The 12,715-nt window shown below is 50.4% G+C and carries 13 protein-coding genes and 4 tRNA genes; 2 read left to right on the plus strand and 15 right to left on the minus strand.

The genetic code is table 11. The features are described from left to right. Positions 1 to 76 precede the first annotated feature (76 nt). From FDW98_RS01890 to cydA, 15 genes are all read right to left on the minus strand, one after another. Positions 77 to 152: transfer RNA gene (locus tag FDW98_RS01890), tRNA-Lys, on the minus strand. A gap of 49 nt (positions 153 to 201) precedes the next feature. Then, positions 202 to 277, minus strand: a tRNA-Lys gene (locus tag FDW98_RS01895). 3 nt (positions 278 to 280) lie between these two features. Beyond that, positions 281 to 356: transfer RNA gene (locus FDW98_RS01900), tRNA-Val, on the minus strand. A 35-nt stretch (positions 357 to 391) separates the two neighbouring features. Next, positions 392 to 467 (minus strand) — tRNA-Lys (locus FDW98_RS01905). A 165-nt stretch (positions 468 to 632) separates the two neighbouring features. Continuing rightward, positions 633 to 1,421, minus strand: a complete 789-nt coding sequence (cpoB, locus tag FDW98_RS01910; RefSeq protein WP_096757816.1) for a cell division protein CpoB — start codon at positions 1,419 to 1,421, stop codon at positions 633 to 635. 9 nt (positions 1,422 to 1,430) lie between these two features. Further along, on the minus strand, positions 1,431 to 1,949 hold the full coding sequence (gene pal / locus FDW98_RS01915) for a peptidoglycan-associated lipoprotein Pal (protein ID WP_006685431.1): 519 nt from the start codon (positions 1,947 to 1,949) through the stop codon (positions 1,431 to 1,433). Between the two features lie 34 nt (positions 1,950 to 1,983). Continuing rightward, the gene (tolB, locus tag FDW98_RS01920; RefSeq protein WP_096757817.1) at positions 1,984 to 3,276 is read right to left on the minus strand and encodes a Tol-Pal system beta propeller repeat protein TolB; all 1,293 of its coding nucleotides are present in this window, start codon (positions 3,274 to 3,276) and stop codon (positions 1,984 to 1,986) included. Between the two features lie 128 nt (positions 3,277 to 3,404). Beyond that, entirely contained in the window at positions 3,405 to 4,634 is a 1,230-nt protein-coding gene (gene tolA / locus FDW98_RS01925; protein ID WP_096757818.1) for a cell envelope integrity protein TolA, read from the minus strand. A 64-nt stretch (positions 4,635 to 4,698) separates the two neighbouring features. Further along, positions 4,699 to 5,127, minus strand: coding sequence for a colicin uptake protein TolR (gene tolR, locus FDW98_RS01930; RefSeq protein ID WP_005125437.1), 429 nt, complete (start codon positions 5,125 to 5,127; stop codon positions 4,699 to 4,701). A gap of 3 nt (positions 5,128 to 5,130) precedes the next feature. After that, on the minus strand, positions 5,131 to 5,823 hold the full coding sequence (tolQ, locus tag FDW98_RS01935; protein ID WP_096757819.1) for a Tol-Pal system protein TolQ: 693 nt from the start codon (positions 5,821 to 5,823) through the stop codon (positions 5,131 to 5,133). Next, positions 5,820 to 6,224, minus strand: coding sequence for a tol-pal system-associated acyl-CoA thioesterase (ybgC, locus tag FDW98_RS01940; RefSeq protein ID WP_045441116.1), 405 nt, complete (start codon positions 6,222 to 6,224; stop codon positions 5,820 to 5,822). The genes tolQ and ybgC overlap by 4 nt, the downstream gene beginning before the upstream one ends. A gap of 275 nt (positions 6,225 to 6,499) precedes the next feature. Beyond that, positions 6,500 to 6,793, minus strand: coding sequence for a cyd operon protein YbgE (gene ybgE, locus FDW98_RS01945; protein ID WP_096757820.1), 294 nt, complete (start codon positions 6,791 to 6,793; stop codon positions 6,500 to 6,502). After that, entirely contained in the window at positions 6,793 to 6,906 is a 114-nt protein-coding gene (gene cydX / locus FDW98_RS01950; RefSeq protein WP_096757821.1) for a cytochrome bd-I oxidase subunit CydX, read from the minus strand. The genes ybgE and cydX overlap by 1 nt, the downstream gene beginning before the upstream one ends. A 14-nt stretch (positions 6,907 to 6,920) precedes the next feature. After that, positions 6,921 to 8,060, minus strand: coding sequence for a cytochrome d ubiquinol oxidase subunit II (cydB, locus tag FDW98_RS01955; RefSeq protein WP_096757822.1), 1,140 nt, complete (start codon positions 8,058 to 8,060; stop codon positions 6,921 to 6,923). Between the two features lie 15 nt (positions 8,061 to 8,075). Beyond that, on the minus strand, positions 8,076 to 9,644 hold the full coding sequence (gene cydA / locus FDW98_RS01960) for a cytochrome ubiquinol oxidase subunit I (RefSeq protein ID WP_096757823.1): 1,569 nt from the start codon (positions 9,642 to 9,644) through the stop codon (positions 8,076 to 8,078). A gap of 1,225 nt (positions 9,645 to 10,869) precedes the next feature. Between cydA and glmS the strand changes: the two genes are divergently transcribed. Both glmS and glmL read left to right on the plus strand, forming a co-directional pair. Further along, complete coding sequence (glmS, locus tag FDW98_RS01965) at positions 10,870 to 11,319, plus strand: methylaspartate mutase subunit S (protein ID WP_096757824.1); 450 nt, start codon at positions 10,870 to 10,872, stop codon at positions 11,317 to 11,319. Further along, positions 11,319 to 12,707, plus strand: coding sequence for a methylaspartate mutase accessory protein GlmL (glmL, locus tag FDW98_RS01970; protein WP_096757825.1), 1,389 nt, complete (start codon positions 11,319 to 11,321; stop codon positions 12,705 to 12,707). Before glmS ends, glmL begins: the two co-directional genes overlap by 1 nt. Positions 12,708 to 12,715: the final 8 nt, after the last annotated feature.

The raw sequence follows: 12,715 nt of genomic DNA on the forward strand, positions 1-12,715 counted from the left end.
AACTGCTCTACCAACTGAGCTAACGCCCCCATATGGGGTTTACTGCTTTACTTTTTTCAGGAACCCACCGCGATATTGGTGGGGCGTGCAGGATTCGAACCTGCGACCAATTGATTAAAAGTCAACTGCTCTACCAACTGAGCTAACGCCCCATACGGGTGTTGCCTGAAATATTTTTTACTCGGAACCACCAAAAATAATTGGTGGGGCGTGCAGGATTCGAACCTGCGACCAATTGATTAAAAGTCAACTGCTCTACCAACTGAGCTAACGCCCCGAGTGGTGGGTGATGACGGGATCGAACCGCCGACCCCCTCCTTGTAAGGGAGGTGCTCTCCCAGCTGAGCTAATCACCCGATACTACGCTGGATACTGCTTACTGCTAAGTTAGTGGTGGGGCGTGCAGGATTCGAACCTGCGACCAATTGATTAAAAGTCAACTGCTCTACCAACTGAGCTAACGCCCCACTTTTTTTGCCGCTTTCGGGCTGTTTGATATCCCTTGGCAACGGCGGCATATATTACTGATTTCAGATTTTAGCGCAACAAAAATTTCGATGTAAATAACTCAACTGCTTAGGAATCACACGACGCGACCAGAAATAACACGATTTCTGGTCGCATGGTGCGCATTACATCGCGCCGAGGCGTTTTTGCGCTTGTTTCGCGCCATCAGTACCAGGGTATTTAGTGATAACCTGTTGATAAACCGCTTTGGCTTTTTCTTTATCACCTTTGTCCTGCATGATGACGCCCACTTTGTACATCGCGTCTGCAGCCTTCGGTGATTTCGGGAAGTTTTTAACTACCGATGCAAAATAGAACGCCGCATCATCTTTTTTACCCTTGTTGTAATTCAACTGTCCCAGCCAGTAATTCGCGTTCGGCAGGTAGGTGGAATCAGGGTAATTTTTGATGAAGTTCTGAAATGCTTCAATCGCGTCATCCTGGCGGGATTTATCCTGCACCAGCGCAATTGCCGCATTGTAATCGGTATTCGCATCGCCAGAGCTTGCTGGAACGCCTGACGTCGCTGCTGCGCCTGCACCCGACGCAGGGGCCGCAGCCCCGCTCTGGTCGCCAGCTGCTGGCTGCGCTGCTGGCGTACCACCGCTGCTAAGACTGTCCATCTGCGTCAAAATCTGCTTCTGGCGCTCAACAACCTGATTCAGTTGATACTGACTTTCCTGAATTTGACCACGCAGGGAATCAATATCGGACTGGTTATCGGAGAGTTGTTGCTGGAGTTGGGTTAAAAGCTGACTGTGAGCGTTAGAAATACGCTCGAGTTGAGTGACACGGTCTTCGACCGAGCCTGAGCCGACACTACTGATTGGCGCCTGTGCAAAAGCGGCCCAAGGGGCCGCTATGCCAACCAGTAACGACAGACTCAACAGGTGATGTCTGAAGTTACTGCTCATGCAATTCTCTTAGTAAACCAGTACGGCACGACGGTTTTTGGAGTAAGCCGCTTCGTCATGACCCAGTACTGCAGGTTTTTCTTTACCGTAAGAAACGATGGAGATCTGGTCAGCAGAAACGCCTTTACCCTGCAGGTACATCTTAACGGCGTTCGCACGACGCTCACCCAGGGAAATGTTGTACTCAGGAGTACCACGTTCGTCCGCATGACCTTCTACGGTGACTTTGTAAGACGGGTTGCTACGCAGGAAGTTAGCGTGCGCATCCAGCATTGCAGCGAAGTCAGAACGGATATCGTACTTGTCCAGATCAAAGTAAACGATGTTGTTCTGCTGCAGCTGTTGCATCTGCAGACGCGCTTGCTCTTCGGAGGACATGTTGCCGCTGCCGTTTGCATCCATACCAGTGCCGGCACCCAGCATGCCTTCGCTGCCGTCATTGCTGGCGTTCTTGTTAGAAGAACATGCCGCAATAGCCATAACAGGCAGAGCAATCATCAGCCCTTTCAGCACTTTGTTCAGTTGCATTTCAATGATTCCTTTATTAATCAATTATTTATTATCACAGATACGGCGACCAGGCAGGGAATTTAACCTGACCATCGGTTGCCGGAAGACGCGCCTTGAAACGCCCATCTGTAGAAACCAAATTCAGCACGGATCCCATCCCCTGAGAAGAGCTGTAGATTACCATAGTGCCGTTAGGTGCCAGACTTGGCGTTTCATCCAGGAACGTTGACGACAGAACTTGTACGCCACCCGCTACCAGATCTTGTTTGGCAATGTGTTGCTGCCCACTGTTTGAGCTTACCATTACCATAAATTTACCGTCGCTGCTGACATCCGCATCCTGGTTTTGCGAACCTTCCCAGGTTATGCGCTGCGGAGCACCGCCGTTGACGTTAACTTTGTATACCTGCGGACGACCGGCCTGGTCAGACGTGAAGGCCAGGTTTTGGCTGTCCGGGAACCAGGTTGGTTCCGTGTTGTTGCTGCGACCATCAGTAACCTGACGGATTTGGCCAGAGCCAATGTCCATCACATACAGATTCAGACTACCGGTTTTAGACAGGGCAAATGCCAGTTTGCTGCCATCCGGCGAGAATGCTGGCGCACCGTTGTGACGCGGGAATGACGCAACCTGACGCACAGCGCCGTTAGACAGCGTCTGGATAACCAGTGCAGAACGACCGCTTTCAAAGGTTACGTAGGCCAGTTTAGACCCGTCCGGAGACCATGCCGGAGACATCAACGGCTGCGGAGAGCGGTGAACCACAAACTGGTTGTAGCCATCATAGTCAGACACGCGTAATTCATACGGGAACTGGCCACCGTTAGTCTGAACAACGTACGCGATACGGGTACGGAATGCGCCCTTAATACCGGTCAGTTTTTCAAACACTTCGTCACTGGCAGTATGGCCCGCATAACGCAGCCACTGTTTGTTCACTTTGTAGGTGTTCTGTGCCAGTACGGTACCCGGTGCACCACCGGTATCCACCAGCTGATAAGCCACGCTGTAGGAACCGTCCGGATTCGGCGTAACCTTACCGACGACTACGGCATCAATACCCAGCGCAGACCATGCCGCAGGCTGAACTTCTGCCGCAGTGCCCGGCTGCTGAGGCAGACGAGACCGGTCTAATGGGTTGAATTTACCGCTGTTACGCAGGTCAGCGCCCACGATACCACCGATATCTTCAGGTGCAGCACCCGGCCCTGCCCACTGGAACGGGACAACACCAATCGGGCGCGCCGAGTCCACCCCTTGGGTGATCTCGATACGTACTTCTGCATGCAGCACCGCTGCCCACAGCATCAGAAAACCAAATGCTACTCGTAATGCCTGCTTCATCATATCTCCCTTATCTGGACCAAAAGCCCACGATAATTTAGCAGAATGTTAACAAACTCAAATACACAAAACTACCAGAACTCTGTCTCAACCTTAGACTGTTTTCGTCCGAAAATACGGAAAAACGGTTACAGTTTAAAATCCAGTTTGGCGTCTTTTATCTTTTCGTAAACAGCCTGGTTAGGCGGTTTAGGAATACTTGCCGATCTTGCCGCCGCTAACGCGGCCTGGCATAGTGCAGGATCTCCGCCTTCAGATGTCACACTCTTTAATCGTCCATCTGGTGCCAGGTTAATGTGCAGTACGCATTGTTTACCCTGGTAGAGGCCCGCATCAAACAGACGGCTCTGAATCGCGACCTGAATTTGCTTTGCATAAGCGCTGATATCAGCACCTGTTGCGCCACCATTCGCACCACTTGTACCACTATCTTTCGCCGGTTGACCGCTACCTTTCGCGCCACCACCTGATTTCGGTGCATTCTTACCGGAGCTTAAATCACCTAACAGATCGTCAACGCCAGAGGCGGCAGCAGCTTTCTCCGCCGCGGCTTTTTTAGCAGCTGCTGCTTTATCAGCCGCCGCTTTCTTATCGGCTGCTGCCTTTTCTGCAGCGGCGGCTTTCTTGTCTGCTGCCGCTTTTTCGGCTGCTGCTTTCTTATCAGCAGCGGCTTTTTCAGCGGCGGCAGCTTTCGCGGCTGCGGCTTTCTCTGCAGCTGCAGCGGCCTTCTCTGCTGCGGCCTTCTCGGCAGCAGCTTGCTTAGCGGCTTCTGCTTGTGCTTTTTTCGCCGCATCTGCAGCAGCCTTGGCGGCTTGCGCCTCGGCAACTTTCTTCGCATCAGCGGCGGCTTTTGCTGCGGCGTCAGCCTCTGCTTTTTTCGCCGCGTCAGCAGCGGCTTTCTTCGCAGAATCTGCAGCTTGTTTCGCCTGAGCGTCCGCCTTGGCTTTGGCGTCTGCAGCCGCTTTCGCCGCCGCTTCTTCAGCCTGTTTTTGCTGTTCCGTCTGTTCGCGCACTTTTTCCTGCGCGGCTAAACGTTCTTTCTCTAGCTGCTTCAGTCGTTCCTGCTCGGCCGCCTGCTTCTCACGAAGTTCCTCGGCCTGCTGCTGCGCCTGCTTTTCACGCTGTTCTTCTGCGCGTTTCGCACTTGCCTGCTGCTGCTGCTGCCTGTCGTACTGTTGAACAACGGCACCAGGATCGACCATCACGGCGTCAATAGACGAACCGCCACCGCCGCCTGAAGCATCAATGTGCTCATCGAACGAACTCCAGATCAGTACCGCAAATAAAATGACATGCAGCACCGCTGAAATAATTATCGCCCGTTTGAGCTTGTCGTTTTGTTCGGTTGCCTTTGACACTCTGGGTTCCCAAAAAACTGTTCGCCTGTTACGCGCTATCTTTCAAGCCAGGAATACGCAGACATCAGATTGGCTGCGTCATCAAGCCAACCGATTTCACGCCTGCGCTGTGTAACAGATTCAGCGCTTTAATTATTTCATCATAAGGCACGTCTTTCGCACCACCGATTAAGAAGACCGTTTTCGGATTGGTCTGCAGGCGGCTTTTCGCTTCCGCGATAACCTGCTCCGGCGGCAGTTGATCCATTCTGTCTTTCTCAACCACCACGCTGTACTGCCCAACACCGGAAACTTCAATAATGACCGGAGGTTCGTCGTTACTACTGACGGCCTGCGATTCAGTCGCATCCGGCAGATCGACTTCCACGCTCTGGGTAATGATCGGCGCCGTTGCCATAAAGATCAGCAGCAGCACCAGCAGTACATCGAGCAGCGGTACAATATTGATTTCGGACTTAAGTTCGCGACGACCTCGTCCACGCGTTCTGGCCATGGTTTACCCCTTGTTGCTCTCGCTAACGGTAAACGCCTGGCGGTGCAGAATCGCGGTGAACTCTTCCATGAAGTTGTCGTAATTCAGTTCCAGCTTATTCACACGCTGATTCAGTCGGTTGTACGCCATTACCGCCGGGATTGCCGCAAACAGACCGATTGCGGTGGCAATCAGTGCTTCTGCGATACCCGGAGCAACCATTTGCAGGGTTGCCTGTTTTACCGCACCGAGGGCGATAAACGCATGCATGATCCCCCAAACGGTACCGAACAGACCGATATACGGACTGATGGAACCGACGGTGCCGAGGAACGGAATATGCGTTTCCAGTGTTTCCAGCTCACGGTTCATGGAGATACGCATCGCACGGGATGCCCCCTCAACCACCGCTTCCGGTGCATGGCTATTAGCCCGATGCAGTCGCGCAAATTCTTTGAATCCGCTGTAGAAAATTTGTTCAGAACCCGTCAGATTATCACGACGCCCCTGACTTTCCTGATACAGGCGCGATAATTCGATGCCGGACCAAAACTTGTCTTCAAACGCTTCTGCTTCACGTGAAGCCGCATTCAGTATACGGGTCCGCTGGATAATAATGGCCCAGGATGCGATTGAGAAACCAATCAAAATCAACATGATAAGTTTAACCAGAAGGCTTGCCTTCAGGAACAAATCAAGGATATTCATGTCAGTCACTGCTTAAACTCCGCGACAATAGACTTGGGAAGCGCACGAGGCTTCATCTTGAGTGGATCAACGCAAACAATCAGAACTTCGGCTTCATTCAGCACGGTGTTCTCTGCGTTGACAATGCGTTGCGTGAAAACCAATGAGGTGCCACGCATTGACGTAATTTCGGTTTGGACTTCGAGCATGTCGTCGAGCCTGGCTGGCGCAAAATATTCCAGGGTCATCTTGCGCACCACAAAGGCTACACGTTCGGCCAGCAGTACTTGCTGACTAAAGTGATGATGACGCAGCATCTCTGTGCGTGCTCGTTCATAAAAAGCGACGTAACTGGCGTGGTAAACCACCCCACCGGCGTCGGTGTCTTCATAATAGACACGAACCGGCCATCGAAAAATATACTTATTCATTCTTACTGCCTCTTTGTTGGCTTCGCCCACTCACACCGGTTACTTACTTTTGTAAGCGCCAGGTGACTCGCGTTCTTGCCGCCGCGATGCTTCAAGAATGTCGTTTGTATATCGCGTTGTATTCACTTTACATCCCGGTAATGCAACAAAAGTTAGAGCTTTTAACCGGTGCTACTATACGCGCGGGAATGATGCTTTGGAATGGGGGAAAGTAAACGGAGAGTAAAAAATTATGGGCTTATGCAAGCCCATAAATATTTAAGGATGTTTCTTATTCAAAAGAAGAAGAAAATCAGACCAACCACCAGCACGATGTCGGCTATCAGCGGGCAGAAGATGCCCTGCCAGTGCACCGCGCGAGGACGAAACCCGACGCCATGGATAATGCCGGCGCAGACCGCCCACATCAGCAGAAGGCCATGCCAGATTTCAAGCTCGCTGGTTTTTGCTGCGAAGCGTGAGGGATCCCAAAAAATACATCCTGCCAACACTAACGCCATGACTAAAGAAAGCGCCCGCAAGGGGCGCTTATCCATCGCGTTATATAACATCGCGATAACGTTGGTCATTAGCTTTCTTCTGGCCCTGCTTTGCCTGCTTCGACATGCTCAAGCGCCAGCGCTGTGATTATCCCAAATGCACAGGCAAGAAGCGTTCCCAAAATCCATGCGAAATACCACATTTTAAGCTCCTTACTTAGTACAGAGAGTGGGTGTTATTTTCAATATCTTCTTTGGTGATACGACCGAACATTTTCCAGTAACACCAGCTGGTGTAGAGCAGAATGATCGGTACAAACACCGCCGCAACCCAGGTCATCAGGTTCAATGTTCTCTGGCTGGAGGTAGCATCCCACATGGTCAGGCTGGCATTCATCATGGTGCTGGATGGCATCACAAATGGGAACATTGCGATACCCGCAGTCAGGATGATGCAGGCCAACGTCAGTGAAGAGAAGACGAACGCCCAGGCCCCTTTCTCCATACGAGACGTCAGGATGGTCAACAGCGGCAGAGCTACACCCAGAGCCGGAACCAGCCACAGGCCAGGTGCATTGTTAAAGTTCACCATCCATGCGCCCGCAACTCGCGCGACTTCTTTGGTCATCGGGTTAGAGGCAGCGTGATGATCCAGTGCAGAGGTCACAACATAACCGTCAATACCATACATCACCCAGACACCAGCCAGCGCGAAGCACACCAGAGTAACCAGCGCGGCAACCTGCGAAGTAGCACGTGCACGCAGGTGCAGTTCACCTACAGTACGCATCTGCAGATAGGTCGCGCCCTGAGTGATGATCATGCCCACGCTTACCACACCAGCCAGCAGACCAAACGGATTCAGTAACTGGAAGAAGTTACCGGTGTAGTACAAACGCATGTACTCATCCATATGGAACGGAACCCCTTGCAGCAGGTTACCGAACGCCACACCAATGACCAGCGGCGGTACGAAGCTACCAATGAAGATGCCCCAGTCCCACATGTTGCGCCAGCGCATGTCTTCAATCTTAGAGCGGTAATCAAAACCGACCGGACGGAAGAACAAGGACGCCAGTACCAGAATCATCGCCACATAGAAGCCGGAGAACGCAGCGGCATACACCATCGGCCAGGCAGCAAATAATGCGCCGCCCGCGGTGATGAGCCAAACCTGGTTACCATCCCAGTGTGGGGCGATGGAGTTAATCATAATTCGACGCTCGGTATCATTACGACCGAGGAAACGGGTGAGCATGCCCACCCCCATGTCGAAACCATCAGTGACTGCAAAACCAATCAGCAGAATGCCAACCAGCAGCCACCAGATAAAACGCAATACTTCATAATCGATCATTTGACGACTCCTGTCTTAGCGTGCCGGCTGAGAAGTCACAGTGGACTGCTCGTAGTGATAACGACCGGTTTTCAGGCTGCTCGGGCCAAGGCGTGCGAACTTGAACATCAGGTACAGTTCAGCCACCAGGAACAGGGTATACAGGCCGCAAATCAACAGCATCGAGAAGATCAGGTCGCCCGCAGTCAGTGACGAGTTCGCCACGGCTGTCGGTAGCACTTCACCTATCGCCCACGGCTGACGCCCGTACTCTGCAACAAACCAACCGGACTCAATCGCAATCCATGGCAGCGGAAGCGCATACAGCGCCGTGCGCAGCAGCCATTTTTTCTCACCGATACGGTTACGAATCACGGTCCAGAAGGAAACCGCGATGATAGCCAGCATCAGAATGCCGCACGCCACCATGATACGGAACGCAAAGTACAGCGGAGCGACACGAGGAATAGAATCTTTCGTTGCCTGCTGAATTTGTGCTTCGGTCGCGTCGGTCACTTTGTCGGTATAGCGCTTCAGCAGCAGACCATATCCCAGGTCTTTCTTCATGCTGTTGAACTGGTCACGAACGGCCTGATCGGTGGAACCCGCACGCAGTTCTTCCAGCAGCTGATACGCTTTCATCCCGTTACGGATACGCTCTTCGTGCTGCACCATCAGGTCTTTCAGACCAATGACCGGCGTATCAACAGAGCGGGTGGCAATGATGCCCAGCGCGTAAGGGATTTGAATCGCAAAATGGTTTTCCTGCGCATCCTGATCCGGAATACCGAACAGCGTAAAGGATGCCGGTGCAGGCTGGGTTTCCCACTCTGCTTCAATCGCGGCAAGTTTGGTTTTCTGCACGTCGCCCATTTCGTAACCGGACTCATCACCCAGAACGATAACAGACAGAATGGCAGCCATACCGAAGCTGGCAGCGATGGCAAAAGAACGCTTAGCAAATGCGAAGTCACGACCGCGCAGCATATAGTAAGAGCTGATACCCAGAACGAACATCGCGCCGCAGACATAACCAGACGCTACAGTGTGAACAAATTTCACCTGTGCAACCGGGTTAAGCACCAGTTCAGAGAAGCTCAGCATCTCCATGCGCATGGTTTCGAAGTTGAAATCCGCTGCAATTGGGTTTTGCATCCAGCCGTTCGCCACGAGGATCCACAGCGCAGACAGGTTAGAACCCAATGCCACCAACCAGGTGACGCACATATGCTGGACTTTACTCAGACGGTCCCAGCCGAAGAAGAACAGACCTACAAAGGTGGATTCGAGGAAGAAGGCCATCAAACCTTCGATCGCCAGTGGCGCACCGAAAATATCCCCGACATAGTGGGAATAGTAAGACCAGTTAGTCCCGAACTGGAACTCCATGGTCAGACCGGTAGCCACACCCAGAGCGAAGTTGATACCAAACAACTTGCCCCAGAACTTGGTCATATCTTTATAAATCTGTTTGCCGGAAAGGACGTAGACCGTTTCCATGATGGCCAACAAAAACGCCATACCCAGCGTTAGTGGCACAAAAAGGAAGTGGTACATCGCGGTCAAGGCAAACTGTAAGCGCGACAGTTCGACTATATCTAACATCATGACTCCTTGCTCATCGCATGAAGACTCCGAGAGTGAACCCCGTTAGAAAGGGTCACACGCATGCCCCAATACAAATTTATTTGCGTCCTTCCACCGTCGCTCTTTCTTCTCATTTGAAGAAAGGACAATGATGAAAAGTTACAAACATGTTAATAAAACACTCAAATTGATCCCGCAATTATATTACGCCGTAAAATCCTTACAATAAACAGGTTTTTATCGAGACAAATTTGCATTTTTCGATAGTGATCAATTTATAGCTAATTTACCACTTTCAGACCAATTTGATCTGCAGCAATTTAACCTCATTTGATGGTGTTTACCAAGTTTTAAACATTGATTTAAATCAATTTACAGATTTAATGTTAATGATGTTTACCGATAACATGACTAGTGAATTTCATGTTAATTTATTGTTTTGCAATAAGTAATCATAGTTACCATGAATGATAGATTATTAATTAAAAACCACACGATCTTTTAAACCATCAAGACGGCAACATTCTGGAGGTAGATAAAGAGTGACTCTTGCTGGGTAGCTCACAGTTTTTTTTTAGCAAGCCATAACAATGTTATTTTATACAAATAATTCATTTTATTTTTACTTATAATTAACACCGAGAGGTAACTATCTCAATCAGAAGTGAAATGCGGCTGCATTCAGTGACTCAGCGAAGCGGGATCACCGCCACACGCCGAAACCCAAACATCATCGCCCGAAACATCACTATAAGTTATAGGTCATTCCTTCTCTTTGCTTATGCGGCAAAGATTAAATATGTTCGGAACAATCCATTATCATTTTTATCTTAAATTTAACAAAAATAATTTCTGCCATATAAGATATATAAATAAAAAAACGTTATGTCGTTCACAAGTTATTTAGTGAGCCTACCTTTTTATATTATTAAAAAATGCACATTAAAACCCCGTTCAACAAAATAAGATTTTGATCACAAAGATGGCAAGTTATTTATTAGCGAATTTACTAACAAAATGACAATGCGACGAAAACAATCACACAACTCATTGATTTATCGCAGATTTAATAAAATGCAATTATAACAATCATTTTAATCAGGATATTTTGAAAATAGATCAATTGCTTCCTTTTCAGCTTCCACAGAAACTCCGACTCTATTAAGAGGTTGTCACAATCCATGCTCTAAATATTAAAAAATAATTTTTACTTATTGACCATCAGCCCTACAGAGGATTCCCCATGAAGAAATCTACACTTGTTATTGGCGTTATCGGTGCTGACTGCCATGCAGTAGGCAATAAAGTTCTGGATCGCGTTTTTACCTCCCACGATTTTCACGTAATCAACCTCGGGGTGATGGTGAGTCAGGATGAATATATTGATGCCGCGATTGAAACAGGCGCGGATGCCATCGTGGTGTCATCTATCTATGGCCACGGTGATATCGACTGCCTCGGCTTGCGTGAGCGCTGCATCGAACGTGGCCTCGGCGATATTCTGCTCTATGTCGGCGGCAACCTGGTTGTGGGTAAACATGACTTTGCAGACGTCGAAGTGAAGTTTAAAGAAATGGGCTTTAACCGCGTCTTTGCACCCAGCCACGACCTGGAAGATGTTTGCGCGCTTATCACCAATGACATTCACCAACACAATGGCCTCGAGCAGCGTTGCCTGGAAGAGGCTATCTGATGCAAACAGTTTCTGTCGATATCGGCTCGACATGGACCAAGGCAGCCCTCTTCGCACATGAAGGTGAAGAATTAACGCTGGTAAACCATGTCCTGACCCCAACCACCACACATCATCTGGCAGACGGTTTTTTTGCCAGCCTGAATCAGGTGCTAAATGTTGCCGATGCTCGCCCGTTACTGAAAAGCGGTGAAGTGCAGTTGAAATATTCCTCGTCAGCCAAAGGTGGACTCGCCGTTGCAGCAATGGGGCTGGTGCCTTCCATTACGCTGGAATCGGCCAAAGTGACCGCCCATTCGGCTGGCGCAAAAATCGCGCAATATTATTCGTACAAACTTAACCGCCATGACATTCAGGAGCTGGAATCATCCCCACCAGACATCCTGTTGTTTACCGGCGGCACGGATGGCGGTGAAGAAAGCTACGGTCTGGCTAATGCGCGTGCGCTGGCCGAGTCAAAGCTTGATTGCGCCATTATCTACGCCGGTAACCGCGACATTCAGGACGATGTGCAAACCCTCCTGGGACATAAAGATCTGACCACGGTAGATAACATCCTGCCCGATCTCGACCACCCTAATCCGTTTGCTGCTCGTCAGGCCATTTGCGATGTGTTTTTGTCCCGCATCGTCAAAGGCAAAGGACTGGACGTTATTGTCGGTGAAACCGGCGAAGAGCCGATGCCCACGCCGTGGACGGTGTATGAACTGGTAAAAGCGATTAGCGACTACGACAGCGCATGGAAGGAATTCATGCTGATCGATATGGGTGGCGCCACCACGGATGTCTATTCAGCCAGCGCGAATACCCTCTCCCCTGACACCGTCCTGCACGGCGTCCCAGAGCCGTTCGTCAAACGTACCGTTGAAGGCGATTTGGGGATGCGCGTTTCCGCCGTTGTCGTCGGAGATAGCACGCAGGAAATGGTGAAAGTTATCTTTGCCCAACAGCCACAGCGCGAAGAGGCGTTTTATCGCTATCTGCGCCATCTGGTTGGGCAACCGGATTACCTGCCACTCAGCGAGGAAGAGAAATATTTCGACACCCTGCTGGCAGGTTTGTGCGTGGGCTATGCCACTGAGCGCCACGCGGGCACTAAAAAGCAGGTTTGCACCTGCGTAGGTAACGTGGATTTACAGATGGGTCGCGATCTCACCACCGTACGCAAAGTTGTCGGTTCAGGGGGATGGCTCTCGCGCGCCAGCCAATTTGACATTCATAACTGGCTCAAATATCGGGAGTTGGACGACCAGGGTAAAAGAATTCTGTTACCGAATCAGTTTGAGTATTACCGCGATTCACATGGCCTGCTCCCTCTACTGGCAAACGTCGCCAGGCTGTACCCGCAAGCCGCTGCTCGCACCAGCATTCAGTGTTTAACCCTATAAAACTTAAG

This window comes from Citrobacter sp. wls711 (assembly GCF_005281055.1).
Taxonomy (GTDB): domain Bacteria; phylum Pseudomonadota; class Gammaproteobacteria; order Enterobacterales; family Enterobacteriaceae; genus Citrobacter; species Citrobacter gillenii.

What these genes read in the sequence shown, in the direction of transcription:
- pal (WP_006685431.1), bottom strand. Translation starts at nt 1,949, where the DNA reads ATGCAACTGAACAAAGTGCTGAAAGGGCTGATGATTGCTCTGCCTGTT.
- cydX (WP_096757821.1), bottom strand. Translation starts at nt 6,906, where the DNA reads ATGTGGTATTTCGCATGGATTTTGGGAACGCTTCTTGCCTGTGCATTT.
- ybgE (WP_096757820.1), bottom strand. Translation starts at nt 6,793, where the DNA reads ATGACCAACGTTATCGCGATGTTATATAACGCGATGGATAAGCGCCCC.
- cydA (WP_096757823.1), bottom strand. Translation starts at nt 9,644, where the DNA reads ATGTTAGATATAGTCGAACTGTCGCGCTTACAGTTTGCCTTGACCGCG.
- glmL (WP_096757825.1), top strand. Translation starts at nt 11,319, where the DNA reads ATGCAAACAGTTTCTGTCGATATCGGCTCGACATGGACCAAGGCAGCC.
- cpoB (WP_096757816.1), bottom strand. Translation starts at nt 1,421, where the DNA reads ATGAGCAGTAACTTCAGACATCACCTGTTGAGTCTGTCGTTACTGGTT.
- ybgC (WP_045441116.1), bottom strand. Translation starts at nt 6,224, where the DNA reads ATGAATAAGTATATTTTTCGATGGCCGGTTCGTGTCTATTATGAAGAC.
- glmS (WP_096757824.1), top strand. Translation starts at nt 10,870, where the DNA reads ATGAAGAAATCTACACTTGTTATTGGCGTTATCGGTGCTGACTGCCAT.
- cydB (WP_096757822.1), bottom strand. Translation starts at nt 8,060, where the DNA reads ATGATCGATTATGAAGTATTGCGTTTTATCTGGTGGCTGCTGGTTGGC.
- tolB (WP_096757817.1), bottom strand. Translation starts at nt 3,276, where the DNA reads ATGAAGCAGGCATTACGAGTAGCATTTGGTTTTCTGATGCTGTGGGCA.
- tolR (WP_005125437.1), bottom strand. Translation starts at nt 5,127, where the DNA reads ATGGCCAGAACGCGTGGACGAGGTCGTCGCGAACTTAAGTCCGAAATC.